At 68.1% G+C, this 20,406-nt stretch carries 18 protein-coding genes and 1 pseudogene; 14 read left to right on the top strand and 5 right to left on the bottom strand.

Annotation, left to right across the window (positions count from 1 at the left end; all coding sequences use genetic code 11):
- Positions 1 to 106: 106 nt before the first annotated feature.
- Positions 107 to 1,642 carry a phytoene desaturase family protein gene (locus POL67_RS30935; RefSeq protein WP_271923659.1) on the bottom strand — a complete coding sequence of 512 codons (1,536 nt, stop codon included), beginning with the start codon at positions 1,640 to 1,642 and terminating at the stop codon, positions 107 to 109.
- A gap of 222 nt (positions 1,643 to 1,864) precedes the next feature.
- Here POL67_RS30935 and POL67_RS30940 point away from each other — a divergent pair, with 222 nt between their 5' ends.
- Positions 1,865 to 2,752: a PAS domain S-box protein gene (locus POL67_RS30940; protein WP_271923662.1), complete on the top strand. Its 888-nt coding sequence runs from the start codon at positions 1,865 to 1,867 to the stop codon at positions 2,750 to 2,752.
- 53 nt (positions 2,753 to 2,805) lie between these two features.
- On the top strand, positions 2,806 to 3,780 hold the full coding sequence (locus POL67_RS30945; protein ID WP_271923664.1) for a quinone oxidoreductase family protein: 975 nt from the start codon (positions 2,806 to 2,808) through the stop codon (positions 3,778 to 3,780).
- A gap of 198 nt (positions 3,781 to 3,978) precedes the next feature.
- Here the strand turns inward: POL67_RS30945 and POL67_RS30950 are convergent, their stop codons facing one another.
- Together POL67_RS30950 and POL67_RS30955 are read right to left on the bottom strand one after the other, a co-directional pair.
- Positions 3,979 to 4,224 carry a hypothetical protein gene (locus POL67_RS30950; protein WP_271923666.1) on the bottom strand — a complete coding sequence of 82 codons (246 nt, stop codon included), beginning with the start codon at positions 4,222 to 4,224 and terminating at the stop codon, positions 3,979 to 3,981.
- A 57-nt stretch (positions 4,225 to 4,281) separates the two neighbouring features.
- Entirely contained in the window at positions 4,282 to 5,904 is a 1,623-nt protein-coding gene (locus tag POL67_RS30955; protein WP_271923670.1) for a cryptochrome/photolyase family protein, read from the bottom strand.
- A 119-nt stretch (positions 5,905 to 6,023) separates the two neighbouring features.
- Here POL67_RS30955 and POL67_RS30960 point away from each other — a divergent pair, with 119 nt between their 5' ends.
- From POL67_RS30960 to POL67_RS30985, 6 genes are all read left to right on the top strand, one after another.
- Entirely contained in the window at positions 6,024 to 7,355 is a 1,332-nt protein-coding gene (locus POL67_RS30960; RefSeq protein ID WP_271923672.1) for an NHL repeat-containing protein, read from the top strand.
- Positions 7,356 to 7,409: 54 nt separating this feature from the next.
- Entirely contained in the window at positions 7,410 to 8,291 is an 882-nt protein-coding gene (locus tag POL67_RS30965; protein WP_271923674.1) for an alpha/beta hydrolase, read from the top strand.
- Positions 8,292 to 8,380: 89 nt separating this feature from the next.
- Positions 8,381 to 8,584, top strand: a complete 204-nt coding sequence (locus POL67_RS30970) for a hypothetical protein (protein WP_271923677.1) — start codon at positions 8,381 to 8,383, stop codon at positions 8,582 to 8,584.
- Entirely contained in the window at positions 8,565 to 9,692 is a 1,128-nt protein-coding gene (locus POL67_RS30975; RefSeq protein WP_271923679.1) for a cytochrome P450, read from the top strand. Before POL67_RS30970 ends, POL67_RS30975 begins: the two co-directional genes overlap by 20 nt.
- A 180-nt stretch (positions 9,693 to 9,872) precedes the next feature.
- Positions 9,873 to 10,433 carry a dihydrofolate reductase family protein gene (locus POL67_RS30980; protein ID WP_271923681.1) on the top strand — a complete coding sequence of 187 codons (561 nt, stop codon included), beginning with the start codon at positions 9,873 to 9,875 and terminating at the stop codon, positions 10,431 to 10,433.
- Positions 10,434 to 10,637: 204 nt separating this feature from the next.
- Positions 10,638 to 12,497, top strand: coding sequence for a spermidine synthase (locus POL67_RS30985; RefSeq protein WP_271923683.1), 1,860 nt, complete (start codon positions 10,638 to 10,640; stop codon positions 12,495 to 12,497).
- A gap of 52 nt (positions 12,498 to 12,549) precedes the next feature.
- Here the strand turns inward: POL67_RS30985 and tnpB are convergent.
- A pseudogene (gene tnpB, locus POL67_RS54330) lies at positions 12,550 to 12,879 on the bottom strand (IS66 family insertion sequence element accessory protein TnpB); the annotation flags it as partial.
- 244 nt (positions 12,880 to 13,123) lie between these two features.
- On the opposite strand from tnpB, the gene POL67_RS30990 reads away from it, so the two are divergent.
- Positions 13,124 to 13,666, top strand: coding sequence for an RNA polymerase sigma factor (locus POL67_RS30990; RefSeq protein ID WP_271923685.1), 543 nt, complete (start codon positions 13,124 to 13,126; stop codon positions 13,664 to 13,666).
- A 93-nt stretch (positions 13,667 to 13,759) separates the two neighbouring features.
- On the opposite strand, the gene POL67_RS30995 is transcribed toward POL67_RS30990, so the two are convergent.
- Complete coding sequence (locus POL67_RS30995; RefSeq protein WP_271923687.1) at positions 13,760 to 14,740, bottom strand: SDR family NAD(P)-dependent oxidoreductase; 981 nt, start codon at positions 14,738 to 14,740, stop codon at positions 13,760 to 13,762.
- 117 nt (positions 14,741 to 14,857) lie between these two features.
- Between POL67_RS30995 and POL67_RS31000 the strand changes: the two genes are divergently transcribed.
- The 5 genes from POL67_RS31000 (at position 14,858) to POL67_RS31020 (ending at position 20,275) form a co-directional block, all read left to right on the top strand.
- Entirely contained in the window at positions 14,858 to 15,631 is a 774-nt protein-coding gene (locus POL67_RS31000) for a helix-turn-helix domain-containing protein (RefSeq protein ID WP_308789594.1), read from the top strand.
- Between the two features lie 427 nt (positions 15,632 to 16,058).
- Positions 16,059 to 17,612 carry a DUF308 domain-containing protein gene (locus tag POL67_RS31005; RefSeq protein WP_271923692.1) on the top strand — a complete coding sequence of 518 codons (1,554 nt, stop codon included), beginning with the start codon at positions 16,059 to 16,061 and terminating at the stop codon, positions 17,610 to 17,612.
- Between the two features lie 86 nt (positions 17,613 to 17,698).
- Positions 17,699 to 18,397 carry a hypothetical protein gene (locus POL67_RS31010; RefSeq protein ID WP_271923694.1) on the top strand — a complete coding sequence of 233 codons (699 nt, stop codon included), beginning with the start codon at positions 17,699 to 17,701 and terminating at the stop codon, positions 18,395 to 18,397.
- Positions 18,398 to 19,065: 668 nt separating this feature from the next.
- Positions 19,066 to 19,389 (top strand): four helix bundle protein, encoded by a 324-nt coding sequence (locus POL67_RS31015; RefSeq protein WP_271923695.1) that lies wholly within the window; start codon positions 19,066 to 19,068, stop codon positions 19,387 to 19,389.
- A gap of 487 nt (positions 19,390 to 19,876) precedes the next feature.
- A complete protein-coding gene (locus POL67_RS31020; protein ID WP_271923697.1) occupies positions 19,877 to 20,275 on the top strand; it encodes a hypothetical protein in 399 nt (132 codons plus the stop codon).
- Positions 20,276 to 20,406: the final 131 nt, after the last annotated feature.

Consider the following 20,406-nt stretch of genomic DNA (forward strand, 5'->3'; position numbering starts at 1 on the left):
CTGCGCGGAGCGCAGTTCATCGAGCTTGGGTCCAGCCCCTGGCTGGTCCGGGTCCCGGGGCGGACAGCCCCGGGTGGGGCCTGGGGCAAAGCCCCAGCTCCGCGGCTCACTTCGGCGCGAGCTTTGCCATGAACGACGCTGCGAGCCCTGACAGAAGGCATGGCGCCACGCCGCCGCCGAAGACCCCTGAGCCTGCGAGGTACAGGCCTGTCACGGGTGTGCGCGTGCGGAAGCCTTTGGGTCCCCATTGCGAGAGCGTCATTGCTGGGCCGAAGGGCGCGCCGGCGGTTGCGCGGGTTTGATCTGCCGCTGTGAGGGGCGTGCCGTAGGCCTGCACGACCACGTCGCCCACGAGCCCTGGGTACCGCGCGTCGAGCTCCTTCAGCATCCACTGCGCGATCTCGTCGCGATAGGCTGCGTAGGCGGGCCCTCGCTCGGCCTCGGGCAGCGATTGCCATTTTCGGAAGCGCGCATGTGGCACGTAGGTCAGCACCACGAGCGACGAGCTGCCCTCCGGTGCGAGCGCGCCGCTTGGGTCCTTGATCGACGTCGGCGAAAGGAACAGCATCGGCCGCGGTGGCAGTTTTCCTGTGAATCGCGCGGAAAAACCTTCTTCGACGTCGTACGACGGATACAGCCAGACGTTTTGCGCGCCGAGCCCGTATGTGCGCAGGTCCCGACGCATGCCGAGCCATATCTGGAACGTCGCCATCGATGGCTCGATCACGGCTGCTTTGCGCCGGAGCGAGGTTGGCAGATCCGAAGCGGAGACGAGCCGGCCCAGCGTGATCGTGGGATCCACCGCGGAGACCACGATGTCCGCCTCGATCCGCTCGCCTCCTGCGAGCACGACGCCGGTCACGCGGCCGCGCTCGGTCTCGATACGCTCGACGAGGGCGCGCGTGCGGAATTGCGCTCCTTTTGCTTCGGCTGCGTGGACGAGCGCGTCGCGCAGGCCCCCGCCGCCGCCGCGCGGGAAGAACGCGCCGTCGCTGAAATGGGCCATGTAGAGCAGCGCTGCGAGCCCGACCACGCGCGAGGGTGGCAAGGCCCACGCGCCGGATTGGCCGGCGAGCACGGCGCGCAGGCGCTCGTCGGAGGTGCTTTGCTCGATGAGCTCGCGCAGCGGCCGCTGGCTCCATTGCAAGAGCGCTGGCACGCCCGTCAGCGCCACGAGATCCGTCAGGACGGGACGGCCGAGGATGCCCCGGGCGAGCGCGTCGTGCATCCGCGCCGCCCCGTCGAGCAAACCGAAGAAATGGCGGAGACCCTTCGTTTCCTCCGGAAACAGGGCGGTCAGGCGCTCGCGGTAAGCCGCGAGGGGCCGGCAAACCTGGACATCGAGGTCGGGAAATCGGTAAAGGTCGAATCCGTCGGGATCGAGCTCGCGGAAGAGCTCGCCTGCATCGACGCCGAGGGACTGGAAGAGCTCGTGCACGAGCTGGCCCGGACGGCAGGCGCCCACGTAGTGCAGACCCTGGTCGAAGACGAATCCGTCCTGCGAAAACGGCGCGAGGTAACCGCCGATCTCGGCGCCAGCGTCGAGGGCGAGCACGTCGAACCCGTCCTTGGCGAGGAAGGCGGCGGACGCGAGGCCGCCCGTACCAGTTCCGATCACGAGGGCGCGCCGCGTCGAGGCCATGATGCTGCGCGGAAGGGTACACCCGGCCGCCGGTCGAGGCGAGGAAAACGAATCATGCGCACGTATCGAGTCCACGGACATGCCATGGTCTCCCAGTATGCGGACGTACCCCGCTCGCGCGCAGGCTTCTCGCCGCGCGAGGCTGCTTGACAGGAATTCTCGCGGCGGCCTAACATCCGGGATTTGGGGGGATTCGGGGGAGACCGGGGGAGACCGGGGGCGATGGTGGAAGAGAAACGACACGAAGTCGCGGCCGAATCCCAGAAAAACGAACCGAGGCAGGACACCTACCGGCTCCTCTTCGAGCTGGCGGCCGACCTCCTGGGTATTGCCACGATGGAGGGCTATTTCGTGGAGCTCTCTCCCTCGTGGGAGGGCCGCCTCGGCTACACGCGCGACGAGCTGCGCATGCATCCCTTCCTCTCGTTCGTGCATCCGGACGACCAAGCGCCGACGCTTGGCGAGGTGAGCAGGATGGCCCAGGGGGCCGTCGTACTGACCTTCAAGAATCGATATCGATGCAAGGACGGCGCGTACCGGTGGATCGAGTGGACGAGCGTGCCGAAGGACGGGCTCATTTATTTCGTGGCGCGCGACATCACCGAGCAGCAGCAGCTCGAAGAGGAGCTGCGCGCTTCGCGACGCGAGGTCGAGGCGAGGTATCGGGAGCTCGAGCAGGAGATGGCCGAGCGCCGCCAGGCCGAGGCCGCGCTGTATGCGCAAAATGAGGCGGTCCGGGCGCTCTCGACGCCGATCCTGCAAGTCGCCGAGGGGGTGCTCCTCCTGCCGGTCATCGGCCAGATCGACGCCGGGCGCGCGGGCATGATGATGAGCAAGCTCCTCGACGCCATCGTGCACGCGCAGGCGCGCGTGACCATCCTGGATCTGACGGGGGTGGCCGAGATCGACACGAATACGGCGTCCCACGTCTTCTCGCTCGTCCACGCGGCGAGGCTGCTCGGGAGCGATTGCCTCGTGTCCGGCATCCGGCCTGCGATCGCGTCGACCATGGTCGACCTCGGGATCGACACGACCAACCTGCGCACGTTCGGGACCCTCGCCGCGGCGCTGTCCCACGCGCTCGGACTACGAGCGCATCGCCAGAAGTAACGACTTCGCGATCTTCCGAGCATCAAGCCGGTCGATGCTGCTAGGCTCGCGCCATGCGTGCCATTCGATTTCATGCCCTCGGCGGCCCCGACGTCCTCCGCGTCGAGGACGCACCCGAGCCCACGCCGAAGCCGGGCCAGGTCCTCCTCGCCGTCCGCGCCGTGGGCCTCAATTACGCCGATACGATGTTCACGAAGGGGCAATACTTCATCCGCCCCACATTCCCGGCAATCCCCGGCATGGAAGCCGCCGGCGAGGTGCTCGCCGTCGGCGAAGGCGTGACGGACCTCCGCGTCGGCGACCGGGTGATGGCGCTCGGCGACGGAGCCTATGCCGAGCGAATGGTCGCGCCAGCGTACAGCGTCTATCCCATCCCGAAGGGGTTGTCCTTCGAGCAGGCCGCGGCATTGCCGGTGCAAGGCCTGACGGCGCACCACGTGCTCACGCTCTCGGGCAGGCTCGCGCCCGGGGAGAAGGTGCTCGTGCACGCGGCGGCGGGCGGCGTAGGCACGCTCGCGGTGCAAATCGCGCGGCGGCTCGGGGCCTCGTTCGTCGCAGGCACGGTAGGCTCGCCGGCGAAGGCGGATCTCGTGCGATCGCTCGGCGCGGATCTCGTGGTGAACTACCGGGAAGACGATTTCGCCACGCAGATTCGCTCGGCCGTGAAGGAAGGGGTGGACGTGGTGCTCGAAATGCTGGGCGGCACCGACGTGTACAAGCGCAGCCTCGCTTGCCTCGCGCCGATGGGCCGGATGGTCGTGTTCGGCGCCGCGACCGCGGACGTGCGCGGCACCGTGGAGCCGATCGGGCTCATGCACAAGAACCTGTCCATCACCGGCTATTACATGACGCCGCTGATCAAGCGCCGCGAGCTCTGCGCTCCGCCCCTCGCCGAGCTCGCCGCCGCAGCCGCGGAGGGCGCGCTGCGCGTGATCGTGGGCAAGACGTATCCGCTCGCAGACGCGGCAGAGGCGCACCGGGACCTCGCCGGCCGCGCCAGCACCGGGAAGCTCGTGCTCGTGGTTTGACGGGTCGGACGTGCGGGGGAGCGCCGCCTGCTCGACACCCACCTCCATGGTCTTGCCACGGGCCCGTGGGAAGAACTGCGCACCGCGCAGTTCTTCCAACCTCGGTCCAGGCCGTGCCTGGTTCGGGTCGAGGGGCGAACAGCCCCCGCGGGGTCCGGGGCAGCGCCCCGGCGCCACGGCCCCCTGTGGAATCCCCTCTCAGCGCGGCGCGGCGCTCCCTGCGGGTGCTCCTGCGGAGGGCGCGCCCGAGGCCGCGGCGCTCGCGGAGGCGGCGGCGGCGTTCATCTTCGCGCGGACGGAGAGCCGCATCCCCACGATGGTGCCGGCGATCGCGGTCGTCGTGACGACGATGAACAGGACCAGGATCTTTCCCGAGTTCCCGCCGGCCGGCCTCGACGCGGGCGTGGACGGCGAGGTGCGGGGCGAGGGCGAGGCGCTTTCCATGCGGGGCCTTGTATATCGTCCGATCCGGGCCCTGGCAACGCTCGCGGGCCTCTTGGTTCACTGCGTCGGCGGGAGGATTTCGGGGGTGAGCGGCTCGCCGCGCGCGAGCGTCGAAAGGACGGCCTCGCGCACGCGGGCATCCGCCTCCCGGCGCGGGCTCGGCCGCCGGGCGAGCGCCTGGAGTGGGACCAGCATGCACGGGTTTTTCTGGAGGATCGGCTCGTTCCGCGCGAGGAAATCCCAGTACAGCGCGGTGAGCGGGCACGTCTTTTTGGGATCGAACGGGCAGCCGTCGCAATAATCGCTCATGCGATCGACATAGGCCGCGCCCGAGACGTAGGGCTTCGTGGTCATGATGTCGCCGGCGGCGAACGTCCCCATCCCGAACACGTTCGACTCGACGACCCAGTCGTAGGCGTCGGTGTATGCGATCCAGAACCAATCCGTGAGCGCGCGCGGCGAGAGGCCGAGCAGCGTGCCGATGTTCGAGAGGATCATCAGCCGCGTGATGTGGTGGCTGTAGCCCTCGCGCCAGACGTCGCCGAGCACGCGATCGAGACAGGCGAGCCCCGAGCGCGGGCCTCCCTCCCAGAAACACGCGGGCAAGGGCTCGGTCGCGCCGAGCATGTCCGGCAGGGCGGGCGCGTTGGGGTCGCTCAGGCCGCGTGCCATTCCTTCGGGCAGATCGGGCAGGATCCGGAACCCGTCCGTCTCGCGGTGCACGTGCCGCACGAATTCTCGCCAGCCGAGGATCTGCCGGACGAAGACCTCCTTGCTGGCGATCGGAATGGGCAGCGCCGCGGCCTCGTGCACGATCCGCGCGGGCAGCAGGCGATGGAGGTGCAGGAGCGGGGCGAGGCGCGTGTGGAAGAGGTTCGTGGACGCGCAAGACATCGCGTCCTCGAAGGGGCCGAAATGCGGCAATGCAGCGTCTTTGCCCCAGGCCCAGAGCGCCTCGGCGTCGGCCTGCGTGGAAGGGAGCGCGCTGGGATCGAGGTGGCCCGGGTGATCGGCATATCGACGGAGAATGAGCGCGCAGACCTCCTCCGTGATGGGATCCGGCTTGAACGAGGGCGGCGTGGGCGCGGGAGGTTCGCCGCGGAACGGGAGACGGTTGTCCGTGTCGAAGCTCCACCGCCCGCCCTCGGGCTGGCCGTCGTGCACGAGGAGGCCGGTCCGGCTCCGTACGTACCGGTAAAACGATTCCATTCGATAGGGCGGACGCCCGCCCGTGGCCTGGAGAAAATCGTCGTGTGTCGTGAGCCATCCGTCGTGGGGAACGAACCGGAGCGTGCCCGACGCCACGGCGGGCGCGAGATCCACGCGGAGCTCGCGCTCGGCGGGCTCCATGCAGAGGAGCGGTCCGACCTCGGCGGCGGCGCGCGTGACGGCCCCGGCATACCCGGAGTCCGCGACCACGTACCGGACCGCGACGCCGCGCCGCGCTTGCTCCAGCGCGAAATGGCGCATGTTCGCGAGCACGAGGGCGAGCTTTTGCTTGTGGTACGGGCGGCGCGCGGCCTTCGCCGGATCCTCGACGAGCAGGACGCCCGCTCGCTCGGGGGGAAGATCCCGCAGGGGGCCGATCGCGTCCGAGAGCTGGTCGTAGGGGACGAAGACGAAGGTGCGCCCCCGCTCGTCCCGCGCGGCGGCGCGGAGCTCGGCGAGGAAACGCTTCATGTCATGAGAGCCCGCGTCTGCGCCATGGGGGTGCGGCGGCACGTAGGGTTCTGCGAAGGCCCGGTCAAGCTGCCCGGCGACATCTTCCTTTTCAGGAAGAAACCGATTAGTTTGCCCGCATGCGTGGCCTCGTTGCCTTGCTCGCGTGCGCGCTCGTTCCTTCGGCTCTCCTCGGCTGCGGCAACAACACCGACAAGGGCCCCGCGCCGACCCCTTCGGCGACGACCACGGCGACGACGCCCGCCCCGGAGGTGCCCAAGGGCCCGCTCTCGGTGGTGCTGGAGGCGAAGGAGCCCCTCACGTTCTCGGGCGTCGCCGAGGGCATTGTGATCGCGGACGCGGGGCGCACGCGGATGGCGACGGCGGCCGTCGAGGGCGAGCTCGTCGAAAAGCCCATGCCGTCCGGCCTGCCCGCAGAGGGGCACATCCTGCGGTTTTCGGGCCGGCTGCCGGGCTCGGTCTGGGTGCTCTTCGAGACGCCGAAGATCGAGAAGGAGCCCGTGAAGAATCCGTTCTTCCGCCTGGAGCAGGCGAAAGGCAGCTTCAAGGCATTCGCCGACGACTGGAAGCCTCACCTCGCCGCGTGGTCGAAACGGAGGGTCCTCTCCATGTCGACGTCCTCGGGCAAACTCAAGGTCAAGGTCGTGGATCCTTACCAGGAGGAACCTTCGCCCGACCTGCCGAGCGCGCGGCTCGACGACGAAGCGTGCGCGAAATCGCTGCGTATCGAGGAGATCGCGGCGCTCGCCACCGGGGAGGTGTTCGCCGCGGGGCATTGCAGGACGGGGGACTCCGGCAAGCACCACGTCGTCGTGCGCTGGGCCGAGGAGGCCACGAGCGCGCCATCACCCAAGGCGAGCGCGAGCGTCGCGCCCGCCGTCGCGAGCGCGGCGGCCGCGCCCGCGGCGAACGAGGCAAAGGGCGTGGATCTCGACGGCGGCGTGGCGGAGGGCGGCGCGGCGGACGCCGGGGCGGACGGCGGCGAGGCGGAGGAGGCGCCCGTGGGGGTGCCGGGCCAGGTGTACGTGCTGCCGGGCGTGCCGGCGTCGATGCACCACGTCGCCCTCGTGGCGCAGGGGCCGAGCGACGTATGGGTGCTCGGCGCCGAAGACAATGGGAGCGCCCACCTGCTTCGGCTCGAAGGGGGCGTGTTCAAGGCGCAGACCTTGCCGAAGCTCGGCGCGCCCGCGCGATCGCTCGCGGGGGCAGGCGACGGGACGTTGTGGCTCGTCACGGCGGACGCGATCTGGAAGCGATATCCGCCCGGAGAATGGGAGGAGGTCCCGCCGCCCGCGCACGCCTCCGTCCCGGAGCCCGATTCTCGCTGGGAAATGCGCGAGGTGTGGGCCTCCGGGAGCGACGTGTGGATCGCGGCGAAACACACCACGGCCAAGGGCGAGCGCCACGTCGTGCTGCGGGCGCGGCCGGCGAAGGACGTCGTGCGCTTTTGACCCTGATGCTGCCCCCGGCTTGACGACGCCGGCGCGCGGGCGTCTCATGCCTGCATGTCTACCCCGGGTCTCGCCGAGCTCATTACGTTTTTCCGATCGAATCCCCCCAAGAGCACCCTGCCGGCCGACTTGCGCGCCTGGTTCGCGGCGCTCATGCAAGCCACGCCCGTGCCCAGCGAGGCGCGGCTCGAGCGCACCACGTGCGATGTGCCCGCGTACTGGATCACGCCGCCCGGCGCCGATCCGAGCCGCGTGATCCTCTACCTGCACGGCGGCGCTTACATGCTGGGTTCACCCGAGACCCACCTGGAGACGGTCTACCGCCTGGCGAAACACGCCGGGACGCGCGCGCTCTCCGTGGATTATCGCCTGGCGCCCGAGGACGCCTGGCCCGCGTGCCGCGAGGACGCGGTCGCGGCGTATCGCTGGCTGCTCGCGCAGGGCGTCGCGCCTTCGCACATCGCGATCGCCGGGGATTCGGCCGGCGGAGGCCTCACGCTCTCCACGCTGCTCGCGCTGCGCGACGCGGGCCTGCCCCTGCCGAGCTGCGCGGCGTTTTTCTCCCCCTGGGTCGATTTCACGGGTTCGGGCGATTCCGCGAAGACGAACGGCGAGGGCGATCCGCTCGTCGATCCGCGCGGATTGGCCATGATGGTCGGCGCCATTCTCCAGGGGAAGGATCCCGCCGCGAGCTCACCGCTCTTCGCCGATCTCGGCGGGCTGCCCCCGCTCTTCGTGCAGGTGGGCACGGCCGAGGTGCTGCTCGACGATGCACGCAGGCTCGTCGACAAGGTGAACGCCGCGGGCGGCGAGGCGGTGCTCGACGCGTGGGAGGACATGATTCACGGGTTCCACGGGTTCCCGACGTACCTACGCGAGAGCATCGCGGCCATCGAGCGCGCCGGGGAGTTCCTCCGGGCGCGGCTCGCGCGGTAGGGGGAGCGGAAGCGGCAAGCGGCAACCGGGATCTGACGATGCCAATTTAGAGAGCCTGAGCCGGCAGTACCATCGAAGGAACGCGCCCCATGACCCCTTTGCCCAAAGGCCCCACCAACAACATCCTGGTGAACATACAGGGGCTCATGGACCCGATCGGCTACACGCTGCGCATGCGGGAGCGCTACGGCGATCCGATGTCGCTCCCGAAGATGGACGGCAAACCGGTGCTGGCCACCGGCAGCGTGGAGGGCCTGCGCTCCGTGTTCGGCGGTGCCGCCGGTGGCCCTTGACCAGATGCTGTCCGAGAGCTTTACCGCGGCGTTAGGAGAGTCGTCGCTGTTCGTGCTCTCGGGCGCGCGGCACACGGCCATGCGCAAGCTGCTCATGCCGCCGTTTCACGGGCAGCGCATGCGCCTGTACGGAAAGCAGATCCGCGACCTGACTTTGCAGCAATCCCAGGACTTCAAGCCGGGCATGCAGCTCGTGGCACAGGACCTCATGCATGCCATCTCGCTACAGGCGATCATCCACGTCGTGTTTGGAGTCACTGCACCGGCGGAGGTGGCGCGCCTCGAGAAGCTGCTCGAGGCATTGCGCAAAAGCTTTTCCTTAGGCCTGACCGTCACCCTCATGATTCCCTGGCTGCGCCGGGAGTTCGGGGGCTTCGGCCCGTGGGCGCACAGGCTGCGCGCGACTCAGGACCTGCGCAACTTCCTCGATCCGGAGCTCGCCCGCCGCCGCGCCGAGCCTGCCGAGCGCACCGATATCCTGAGTCTGCTCCTGGAAGCCCGCCAGGAAGACGGGACGGCGCTCAACGACCAGCAGATCTTCGAACAGCTACACACGCTGCTCTTCGCGGGGCACAGCACGACCGCGGGCGCGCTCACCTGGGCGCTCTCTTTTCTCGGACACGCGCCAGCCGTATTGCGCCGGCTGCAGGACGAGCTGACGGCGCTGGGCGCGGATCCGGAGCCCGAGGCGCTGGCCAAGGCGCCGTATCTGGAAGCGGTGTGTAACGAGACGCTGCGCCTGCGCCCGCCCAGCCCGGGGGTGGGACGCAAGCTGAATGCGCCGATGCAGATCGCGGGCTGCGCGTTGCCGGCCGGAGCAGGCGTGTTCGCGCAAATCATCTGGGCCCACCACGATCCCACGGTATTTCCGGAGCCGGAGGTATTTCGTCCCGAGCGATTCCTGGAGCGAACCTATTCCCCCTTCGAATTCCTGCCGTTTGGCGGCGAGCATCGGCGCTGCATCGGGGCCGCCTTTGCGCTGTACGAGATGAAGCTCGTCCTGGGCACGCTGCTGCGGCGCTACAGCTTCGAGCTCGTGTCCAAGAAGCCGGTGCGGGTGGGGCTGCAGGGTCTGCCCGGCTCTCCGGTGCGCGTGATCGTCCGTTGATTCCTGCCGCAGCGGGAGCTCGGAAGCCTTGGCGGAAAAGCGGAACAGCTTGCCCATCGAGCCGATGCTGATGAGGGCTGGAGTCGCTCACGCCGGCACCCGCAGATGAGGCTGGCGTGCGGCCCCCGCACGTGCCGCTCCTCGCTTCCCATCCAACCTCGATCGTGGCACGCTGACCCGATGCGACCCCTTCGGTATTCCATCAACGTCACGTTGGACGGGTGCTGCGATCATCGAGCGGGGGTCCCGGACGAAGAGTTGCATCGTCACGCGGCCGAAATCCTCGCGCAGGCCGATGCCCTCATCTTTGGCCGCACAACCTACGAAATGATGGAGGCCGGGTGGCGGTCGATGGCGCAGACGGGTCAGAGGCCTGACGGGATGCCCCCATGGACGGAGCCGTTCGCCCGGACGATCGACGCGGCAAAGAAGTACGTCGTGTCGAGCACCCTGGACCGGGTGGATTGGAACGCGGAGCTCCTGCGCGGGGATCTGGCCACGGCCGTTCAAGAGCTAAAGCAGCAGCCGGGCAAGGGCCTCTACGTGGGAGGCGTGACGCTCCCGCTGGCCCTGGCGGAGCTGGGCTTGATCGACGAGTACGAGTTCGTGGTGCAGCCCAGGCTAGCCGGCCACGGTCCGACGCTCTTCGCGGGCCTATCGAAGTACATCGATCTGAAACTCGTGGGCCGGCAGGAGTTCAGCTCTGGGGCCGTGGCGATGCGGTATGTGCCGAGAAGGTAGCCTCCTGTTCGGACGCCGGCCCCAGTTCGTCGGCCTTGGGCTCGACGTGGGCCTCGTGCTCGCCGGCCTCGGGCATCGAGGCGGACGGCGCGGCACCTTTGCAGTTGCCTCTGTTCGGTGAGCTTTTCAATATGGATGACGCCACTCCGGCGAAAGCGCGACGCAAGCCGTGTGATCTTCCTGTGGAACTGGTAGGTTTCCGCAATGCGTCGCAGGTCTCTCTCCTCCGCCCTCCCCTGGCTCGCCTCCGCGCTCCTTGCGGCGTGCACCGGCAGTGCGCCTCCGGCGCGCGAGGCCTCACCTGCGTCGACCCCGAACTCGCCGCCTCCGCCCGCGGCTCCTACGCTCCCGCCGGGCGTGCTCGCAGAGGGGGCCGGCGCGCAGGGAGTCGTACGCGTCGAGGAGCGCGATGGACTGCGGCTGCTGACCATTGACGGCGTCGTACAAGCAGCCGTGCCGGCGGGCAGGCGGGATATCGTCGCGTCCCCAGATCCCCTGGTCACGCTGGTGCGCGCGGCCCGGCCAAACGCGAGGACCGTGTTGGTCATTGGGCTCGGGAGCGGGCGGACCGCCGCCGCGCTCGCGACCGAGGGGCTCGAGGTCGAGGTCGCGGAGCTGGAGCCCGCCGTCATCGATTTCGCGCGCCGGTTTTTCGGCTATCAAGGGCACGCCGCCGCGTCCGATGGACTCGACTATCTCGCGCGTGCCCGCAAGATGTACGATATCGTCGTCGTCGACGCATTCAACGGGAAAGAGCCGCCGCGGCGCTTTCTCACGCGCGATGCGCTCCTGAAGATGGGCCTGCGGAGCGGCAGCGCAACGCTCATCGCCGCGCGTTGGCGGGGTTCGCCCCACGGATCGTCTTCCCCCGCGGTGCCCCATCTCATGGGCGATATCCGCGTCTTCTCGCAGCTATTCGGTAGCGGTGTGGGGGACGAGGAGCAGAATCTTTATCTCATCGCGTCCGCGACCCCGGCGAATCTGATTGGCCCGCAGGGGATCGCCGCCTGGCCGATCCCCGGAGCCTTGCCGGAGCACGCGCGCCCGGCCGCCACGGCTGTACCCGGCTCGCCAGCGTCGCGCCGGGTGACATTGCTCGGTTATCTGGTGCGCACACGAGAGGACGGAGCGCTTTGCATCGATTTGCCGCACTACGAGATGGGAGCGCAGCGCTATCGGCTCTCAGGCCCCGCCGTCGATGCGCTCACGAAGCTCCTGCCAAGCGGCGAGGCTGCGCCCACCGACGGAGATATCGGATCGGACGGCGATACGAAGGCGACGCTCCGTGATCTGCTCGGCGGCGGAGGGTTCAAGCGCTCTGACGTGAGGTTCTCGTCCGTGGTTGTCGCGGTCGAGGGGGACGCGGCGCTCGCCGCTGTCGTGCACCCGGACGCTGCGAGTGGCGTTCCGAAGGAGATCCGCGGGGACGCCCCGACCGACCCCCGCCTGCCCTTTGGCGGTGCGCTCTACGATCTCGTGGTCGACAAGGTGCTTTTCACGTTCGATCGCTCTGCGTGGTCGAAGCAAAAAACAAAGCTATCACCAATCGCCGCCCGCGCTGTGAAGGCGATCGGGGCGCATGACTTCGATGCCGCCGGAAAGAGCATCGTCGAGTACCTCGCGATCATGCGGCGCGACCTCGGCCCGTTCGCGGAACAGCTCGCGGCCTTTGCGGAGGTGTCGCGCGTGCAGAGGCAGATCGAACGCGAGAGCGCGGCGGTGCGGGCGGAGTCTGCGTTCGTGATCGCGAAGGCGTGCGACCGCGCCGGTAACGCCGCCGGGATCGATCGATTCACGAGCGCGAGCGAAGACGCGAAGGCGTTCGTGAGCGCGCTGCGTGGCTGCGCGCGGCGAGGCTACCGAGAGGCGCGGCAAAAGGAGAGCGGAGAGGGAGCGCGTACCGCGACGGCGCGTCTGTACGCGTTGCTGCAGGACGATATGCTCGAGGTACAACCGAACTCGGTAGATGGGCGTCGGATCGAGGCCGAAATAGCCGCGATCGAGAAGAGTGTGCCCGAAGTTCAGCCATTGCAAGAACCGCCCAGGGAGACATTGGGCCCGTGAGCCGCTTGTAGAGCAGGCAAAACCCCGTGCGATCCCACCAGGGGATCTTCACCCGATCCGCGCTCTTGTTGAAGAACATGAACAGCGCACCGGAGAGCGGATTGGCCCGCTGCACCTCGCGCACGACACCCGCGAGCCCATCGAACGAACACCGCAAATCGCGCCGCTCGGTCGCCACGTGGATCGCCATTCGCGCCGGAATCACGCGGCACCCCCGCGCAGCGCCGCGACGACGCGGCCGAGCTGGGTGAGGTCCGCGCCCGGCGAAACGCGAATGACTTCGCCCCGCGGCAGAACACCTCGAGCATGGCGGAGCGCTCCGGCGAAACGGTGGGCGTCTCCTCGATGAGCGGGGAAGACGACCCTGGGGGGGGCCGCGCATCGTGAACCACACGGCGGGCCGTCCTCCACCAGGACGGCCCGCCGCCTCGCCTGGATCACGGCGTCCATTGCGGTGCCCGCTCCACCATTCTCAGCGGATCGTGGGGTTCTCCCGCGACGAACCAATCTCACATTGCAGATTGCCTTCCGCCACGCTTCGTGAGACAAGAAGAAGCGACGCCAGCCGGCGCACCTAACACCGACCGGCGTCTCCCCACAACCCCGCGCAACCCGGAGTCATGAGTATGGCAACGATACCGCTCCATCTTCCGCCGGCAAACTTTACGGCGGCGCACGCCCTGCTCGGGCGGCTCTACCTCGAACACCGCGCTTTCCTTCGCCGCCTCCTTCTCACGCAGGCCATCCCTTTCCGTGATGTGGAGGATATCGTCCAGGAGGTCTTCCTCACGGCCTGGCGCCGCCTCGAATGCCTCCTCACGCCGGAGCAGGCCCGCCCGTGGCTCGTGGTGATCGGGCTCAACCGTGCGAGCAACTATCGAAAGCTTGCGCGTCACGAGCGAGAGGTCTTCACGGGGCTCGCGGAGGACGGCCCCGCGCAGGAACACGCGTCGTCGTCGCCTGAGGAACTCATGCAGGCGATGTATGGGTGGTTCCGGCTGAAGCGGTTCCTCTGGAAGGTCGGCCCGCGCATCCGGGCGGTGGTCATGCCGTACCTGGAGGGTCGGTCGGTCCGGGAGATCGCCGAAGCGCTCGGCATCAAAACGAAAACCGCCTACTCCCGCCTGTCCCTCGCTCGACGGCACCTGCAAACGCTCGCGCTCGCCTGAGCCCGCTCCCGCTCCCGCCCCCGCTCCCGTCTCCGCCGCCGCTGCCGTTCCCGTGTCTCCGGCCGAGATCCACGGGCGTCCCCCCCGCGGAGCTCACGCCTTCAGGAGCCGCTCGCTCAACTCCCAGAGCCGCTGTGCGGATTGCGGGTCGATGGAGTGGGACGCGACGTCGGAAGGGATGCTGTCCGCGGTCAGGGGCTTCGGCGCGTCGTCCAGCGACGAAATGTCGTTGTCCTTGAGATAGACCCCGCCGATTTCCGCGAGCAGCGGGCTCGTGGCGGCGAATACGATCGTGCTTGCACCTTGCGGCAACGTCTTCTTCCCACGTCCCGGATCGATGATCGGCTTGCCGTCCGCGTCGATCAGCCCCATGGCCCGCAGCGCCTCCGGTCCGGCCGAGGCGTTCAGGTTCGTACCGACGACGACGCCTGGATGGACGGCATAACCGCGGATCCCGTCTTTGGCATAGCGCCGATCCAGCTCGACAGCGAAGAGTACGTTCGCCTTCTTCGACTGCGCATAGGCGAGCCGGGAGTCGTAGCCCGTCGCAAAGTTCGGATCGTCCCACCGGATGTGGCCGAAGCGTTGCGCGCCGGACGACACGTTGACGACCCGCGCTCCGTGAGCCGCGCGCAGGGCCGGCAAGAGACCGAGGGTGAGCTGGAAGTGACCGAGATGGCTGGTCGCGAATTGTAATTCGTAGCCGCGCGCGTCGCGAACGATCTCTTTGGGCGATGGCGGCGCGGCGTTGTTGATGAGGATGTGAAGTGGACGATGCGACGCGAGCCAGCGGTTTGCGAACGCGTCGATGGACGTTGGGTCGACGAGGTCCAGCCGACTCGCCTCGACACGTTCGAGCCCGGCGATCGCGAGGGCGGCACGATCTGGCTCGCGAGAACCGACGGTGACCGACGCGCCAGCCTTGGCCAGCGCGCGCGTGGTTTCGAGACCGAGTCCGGCGTGGCCGCCCGTGACGATGACATTCTTGCCGGTCAGGTCGATGCCCCTGAGGACGTCGTCGGTCGTCGATGCGGCGGTGAAGCCCGTTCCGATGGGATGTTGCATGTGCGTCATGCGAGCTTCCATATCCCTTGCCACGGAGCTTGGATTGGAAGGATCGGACATTTCGGCATTCCGCTCCGCGTCGGCTTGAAAGCCCGGGCGGATCGTGTACGGATGAGTTCCCGCGTGATGACAGATGCCGACCCGACCTTGGTGCTTTCGCGCTTCGTCTCGAGCGTTCGAACCGTAGCGCCGATCGGCGGTGGTGCGTGTCGCGTCGATCGTCTCCCCGATGGGAGGACGGCGCTGATCTTCCGGGTCCTCGAGAGGGGCCGTCGGGGAGACGTGAGCGTCGTGGGGCCACGGACCCGCGCGATGTTGAAGGATGCGACTGGCTTCGTGCAGGCCGTGATGCTCGAATTCAAGCCGGGCTGGTCGACGCCGCTGCTCGGCGTGGCCGCCAACGAGCTTTGCGACGCGTTCGTCACGCTGGAAGACATCTGGGGCCGTTCGGGCCGAGATCTTTGCGAGGAGCTCCTCGGCGCGAGGGGCGTGCCGGAGGTGCTTGACCGCCTCGCGCGTGCGTTCGCTGTGCGCGCGCATCAAAACTTCGAGTCCGCATCGGCCCGGCTCGCGCGTCGCGCGGCACGATGGATGGAAGGAGAAGAGATGCGCGTCGAGAGCGTCGCAGAACGACTCGGCGTCACGACGCGACATCTCCGTCGAGCGTTCGTGGAGAACATCGGCATCGGACCGAAGGATTTCGCGAGATCGGTTCGTCTGCAGCGTGCCTTGCGAATGGCGGCGACGTCGGGCGATTGGGCGAGGATCGCCACCGACGCTGGCTATTACGACCAATCGCATCTGATTGCCGACTTCCGGGCTCTCGTCGGGCTCACCCCAGCGGCATTCTTGGAGCGAGGAAGCGAGATACGCCCTCTGCGCGGCGCCCCCGAGGTGTAAACGTCGTTCTTCTTCCAGCACCCCAAGGGACCCGTTGAACAAATTCCGCTTTCCGCTTCCGCAGCCGCTCCCGCTCTCAAGCCCGCTCCCGCTCCCGCTCATCCGGATGCGTATTCATCGGCCTCGTCCGGGCTCTTCCCTTCTGCCCGCGTGCTCGGAAGCCAAAAGGCAGGCCGCCGCCGCATGCGTTCGTCCGCTTGCTCCCATAGCTCGCGGGCCCTAGGCACTTGAGCGGGGAAGGATCATGGAGGAGGCATTCGACGACTCCGTGATGCCGGATTCCGACGGCCTGGGGTGAGGCCATCCGCGTCGCGGAGGGGCTCGTGCGCAAGCATTCGCACAGCACGCTCGTCGTCACCGACGAGCCCCCTCTGCTCACGTCGGTCGTGCTCCAGCATCGTCGCTTTGCCGAGGGGGGAACGAGGCGATGGATCGGGCAACCAGGGACATCTTCGTCATCAGCGATCTGCACCTCGGTGACGGCGGTGCGCGCGACAACTTCGAGGCAGGCAAGAAGACGGGAGAGCTGCGCGCGTTTATCGACCACGTCGGCGCCGAGGGAGGCGAGCTCTTCATCCTCGGCGATCTCTTCGAGCTCTGGCAGATGAACATGAGCCGCCTCTTCGTGAAGCGGCGGGAGCTGCTCGACCACCTGGCTGCCGTGGAAACCATCTATGTGCCAGGCAATCACGACGTCGACCTCGTCCACTTCGCCGGTACGGACCTCCTCGCTCATCCCTTGTTCGCCCACATGCGCACGCCGTTCGAGCGGGAGATCGCGGGCAGGCGATTCCTCTTCTGCCACGGGCACGAGACCGATCCCTTCAACGCAGGGGACGACCCCGGTTTCGGCCGTATGCTCGCCATCTTCGGCGGCGTCTTCGAGGACGAGAACGGCTCTCCGCTGCTGCCGAGCGGCGAGAGCGCAGAGGACGTGCTCGAGCAGTTCGGCGATTCGATGTTGTTGATCTGGAGGTGCGCCCTCGGAGCCATGAAAAAGCACGCGACGCGCGAGGATCTGCGCCCCAACGCGACCCTGACCCCAGCGCAGAACCCGGATCGGCTCGGCGAGCACGTGGCCGGCGTTCGCGCCAATCGCCAGAAAGGCGGTTACGACGTGGTGGTGCTCGGGCACACCCACAAGGTGGGTCGAATCGGAGATTGGTATTTCAACAGCGGATCGTGGACGGGCCCTCTCAACCACTTCCTGCGTATCTCGCCGGACGGCCACGTTCGTCATCTCGAGTGGAAGAGCGGCCGCGCCATCGAGCACGAGATGCCCGTCGTGGCGCCCGACGAGCCGCTCCGCGCCGAGCCGCCCGCGGTGAAGAACCCGTTTCAATCGGCCAGGTTCGCCGTCAAGACGCTCTTTCCCAGGCCGAAGAAGCCGGAGCCGGCGCGGTGGATCCTCCTCGCTCAGGGCGCGCTGGCGTTCGCCTTAGGTATCGGCACCTTGAGCGTCTCCATCGGTCAGGGGGCGACCGCGGGGTGGCGCGTGCTCGTGACGGCCTTCGGCCTCTACGTCCTCGTCGACGGGGTCATCTCGCTGATGGCCGCGCGGCCCGAGGCACCCATCAAGCGCCTCTTCTCCCGCCTACGCGGCGCGGCTGGAATCCTGCTCGGGCTCGTGGTGCTCCGCCGCGGCTATGCGGCAGAGATCTTCGTCGTCTTGGTCGGCATCTGGGCGTTCATCTCGGGTGCGCTGCGCGCCGCGGCGTCGGTGGTGTTCAAGGGAATGGTCGACTCGCGTTGGCTCTTCATCGTTGGCGTCGGGTTGATGATCGCCGGCCTCATCCTGCTCTTGTGGCCGCCATCGGCTCCGCTGGTCAAATACGTGCTTGCCGGATACCTCTGTTATTACGGTCTAGGGGAGATGCTGGCCGGCGTCTTCGGGCAAAGATTGCCGAAGAAGTCCGGACTCATCCGGGCGTTCGTCCCGCCGCGACCCGGCGACCCCGCCTCGGCGGCGCCTCTCCGATAGAAACGAGCGCGGGAGATGGGGAAAGCGGGAGAGGATCTATGAAGGGTATTCCACATCTCGTCGCCTCTCTGTGCAGACATGCTCTGATGATCGTCCTCGTATCTCAAGCAGGGTGTGGCGTCGCGCAGCGCGCGGGCCGGGGCGCAGCCGAGGGGGCGATAGGCAAGGTGGCCGGGAAGATCGGCGATCACGAGCGCATCAAGGAGCTGGCGGAGGGCGTGAAACGGCGCGCCATCGGCAGCGCGACGGAGGAGCTCGGCCAGCCGCAGCGACTCGCCGAAATCCACCGGATCGCGGCGGCGTTCGGGGCAGGCATCGTCTTCGGCGCGTCGAGCGCGGCATTAGGGGGGCCGCACGTCGTCGAGCGCGTGAGCGAGGGCGGCAGGCGCGAGGCGCAGAGCGCGACGCCGGTCGAGTCGATCGCGGGCCAGGCGGCGCGCGCATTTTCGCAGGGGATCTCTGCCGAGCTGGGCCGCGCGGGCGAGGGGCCGCTCACGACGAGCCTCTCCGCAACGACAGAGCAGGTGACCGCATCCATGGCGCGCGGAGTGCGGGGCGAGCTCGGCGTGCTCTTCCCCGAGTGCGACGGCAGGGACGCGGCGAAGTGCCTGGATCGCTCCGTCGAGCGCGTCAGCCGCGCCAGCGCCGCCGGCGTCGCCGCGGGGATCCGTGAGTCGCTCGGCGTATGGCCGGTCGTCCTCGCGTTCGGCGTCGGCGCGTTCTCCATGCTCGCGCTTGCGTGGGCGCGGGCGATCTACCGCGCGGGACAGCTCGCCCGCAGATAGGCCAGGTGGATTCTGTCCTTCATGCCCTGGGGCGGCGGAGGAACGATGGCGCCATCCATTTGACCGAAAACGTATTGCCAGAGGTACAGCTTCGCCAATGGGTATGCTCGCTCCCGTGGGGCCTGCGCGTGGTCGTGGGATACGCTTCACGCGTTTTCGACCCCGACCATTCATCGCCGCTGCTGTGTGGAGATTGAATCCCATCACAAAAGCCACGCGCTCATCGTTACCTATTCGGCTCGGAGCCACCATACACAAACAGATCCCGCTTCCCGCCTCCGCTTCCGCTCCCGCTTCCGCTTCCGCTTCCGCTTCCGCTTCCGCTTCCGCTTCCGCTTCCGCTTCCGCTTCCGCTTCCGCTTCCGCTTCCGCTTCCGCTTCCGCTTCCGCTTCCGCTTCCGCTTCCGCTTCCGCTTCCGCTTCCGCTTCCGCTTCCGCTTCCGCTTCCGCTTCCGCTTCCGCTTCCGGGGCGCGCCTTCAGGCTCTTTCGTCCGGGGTCGTTCAGCATGCCCGCGTGCTCGGGTGGCGCAAGGCCGAGCCGTGCTCGCCGTCCTCGCGCTTCGCGCTCCGGGCGGCTGCGCGCGGTGCGAGGCTTCGCCTCGCAGCCTTGCACCACCCTCCGCGCGCGGGCCCGGGACAAGGGTCCCCGGTCGGGGAAGGAGGATGCAATGGCTCTCAGGATCTACAGCGTCACGATCGAAATGCTGCGGCGGTTGCGGCCGGTCATCGAAAAGATCGGCAGGAAAGATGCGAACCTGGCGGATCAGCTACGGCGTGCAGCTACCAGCGTGCCGCTGAATCTGCACGAAGGCGCCTATTCGCAGGGGCGGAACGTGCGGGCGCGGTGGCATACCGCCATGGGCTCGGCGGCGGAGGTGCGCGCGTGCTTGGACGCGGCGGAAGCGCTGGGCTACGTCGAATCGGTCGATGATGGCCTGCGCGATGCGCTCGACCATATCATAGCCACCTTGTACCGGCTGGCGCGGCGGTGAGGCGCACAGCGGGCCGTGCCTCGCCGCGGCCCGCTGCTTTCGCGGGAGCGGGAGCGGGGGCGGAGGCGTTAGCGGGGGGCGCAGAGCGCGAGGCGGTTCCGGGCCAGGTGCAGGCGGGCGTAGGCGGTTTTCAGGCGGATTCGTAGTGCGCGGGGCCTCGACGGGCGCCTCGACGCCTCGCGCAACTGTCCTCGCTGCGGCTATCCCGTGCAGGCTTCTCGGAAGAGCTGCTACGTCTGCTCTCACGAGCTCGGCCGAGCGGAATAGGGTCCGCTCAGCGAGCGTCTTCGAAACCATGCGCAGCCGTTCGTCTCTTCTCGCGCTCGGCGCTCTCATGACCTGCTGCTCTCACGGCGGCCCGCCGCCTCCACGAGAGGCCGCCTCGAGCTCGCCCAGCGCCTGCGACGAGCTCCCGTTGTTTCGCGTCTACGAGGAGCACGGTGCCTCTCATCGACGAAGCGCTCACCGACTCGAGCTCGATCTGCCGGTGGATCTCCACTCCCTCGATTGTGGAGCGCCCGACAGCTACGGACACGAAATGACGCTCACGCTCGTGCTCGGCAGCGCCGCGGATCGTTGCGTGATCGAGGAAGCGTTCGCGGTCGGAAAAGCCTACGGTCCCCCTGGCTTCCCGTCGGGTTCCTGGAAAAACACCTTCACGGTAACCGGCGCTCCAGATCTTGCGTCCGCCGATCTGCAGCAGGTCGAGCTCCGAGATCCGACCCGCCAGGAGGCGCTCCTGCTCCTCGGGACCATTTACTACTTCTACGCGGGCGTCGTCGACGGAGGTCGATTGAAGCCAGAGCTCATACCCGAGGAGGCGAGCGACTGCTGCTACGGCTTCACGAGCGCCGAAGCACTGCGCTGGTCGTATCCGAGCCCCTGAACGGACCGATCTCTCATCGAGATCAGCCGTATCTCGATGGTCTCCGCGTCAGCGCTTAGGGCAAATAACCAGCCAATTTCACCCTCGAGCAGGAACCGTCGCCCCGCCGCCCCCCGCCGCGGCCGTATCCC

It is taken from the genome of Polyangium mundeleinium, assembly GCF_028369105.1.
Lineage (GTDB): Bacteria > Myxococcota_A > Polyangia > Polyangiales > Polyangiaceae > Polyangium > Polyangium mundeleinium.

Excerpts from the sequence above, each read along its gene's own strand:
- POL67_RS30935 (WP_271923659.1), bottom strand. The coding sequence starts at position 1,642 with ATGGCCTCGACGCGGCGCGCCCTCGTGATCGGAACTGGTACGGGCGGC.
- POL67_RS30940 (WP_271923662.1), top strand. The coding sequence starts at position 1,865 with ATGGTGGAAGAGAAACGACACGAAGTCGCGGCCGAATCCCAGAAAAAC.
- POL67_RS30945 (WP_271923664.1), top strand. The coding sequence starts at position 2,806 with ATGCGTGCCATTCGATTTCATGCCCTCGGCGGCCCCGACGTCCTCCGC.
- POL67_RS30950 (WP_271923666.1), bottom strand. The coding sequence starts at position 4,224 with ATGGAAAGCGCCTCGCCCTCGCCCCGCACCTCGCCGTCCACGCCCGCG.
- POL67_RS30955 (WP_271923670.1), bottom strand. The coding sequence starts at position 5,904 with ATGAAGCGTTTCCTCGCCGAGCTCCGCGCCGCCGCGCGGGACGAGCGG.
- POL67_RS30960 (WP_271923672.1), top strand. The coding sequence starts at position 6,024 with ATGCGTGGCCTCGTTGCCTTGCTCGCGTGCGCGCTCGTTCCTTCGGCT.
- POL67_RS30965 (WP_271923674.1), top strand. The coding sequence starts at position 7,410 with ATGTCTACCCCGGGTCTCGCCGAGCTCATTACGTTTTTCCGATCGAAT.
- POL67_RS30970 (WP_271923677.1), top strand. The coding sequence starts at position 8,381 with ATGACCCCTTTGCCCAAAGGCCCCACCAACAACATCCTGGTGAACATA.
- POL67_RS30980 (WP_271923681.1), top strand. The coding sequence starts at position 9,873 with ATGCGACCCCTTCGGTATTCCATCAACGTCACGTTGGACGGGTGCTGC.
- POL67_RS30985 (WP_271923683.1), top strand. The coding sequence starts at position 10,638 with ATGCGTCGCAGGTCTCTCTCCTCCGCCCTCCCCTGGCTCGCCTCCGCG.
- POL67_RS30990 (WP_271923685.1), top strand. The coding sequence starts at position 13,124 with ATGGCAACGATACCGCTCCATCTTCCGCCGGCAAACTTTACGGCGGCG.
- POL67_RS30995 (WP_271923687.1), bottom strand. The coding sequence starts at position 14,740 with ATGACGCACATGCAACATCCCATCGGAACGGGCTTCACCGCCGCATCG.
- POL67_RS31000 (WP_308789594.1), top strand. The coding sequence starts at position 14,858 with ATGACAGATGCCGACCCGACCTTGGTGCTTTCGCGCTTCGTCTCGAGC.
- POL67_RS31005 (WP_271923692.1), top strand. The coding sequence starts at position 16,059 with ATGGATCGGGCAACCAGGGACATCTTCGTCATCAGCGATCTGCACCTC.
- POL67_RS31010 (WP_271923694.1), top strand. The coding sequence starts at position 17,699 with ATGATCGTCCTCGTATCTCAAGCAGGGTGTGGCGTCGCGCAGCGCGCG.
- POL67_RS31015 (WP_271923695.1), top strand. The coding sequence starts at position 19,066 with ATGGCTCTCAGGATCTACAGCGTCACGATCGAAATGCTGCGGCGGTTG.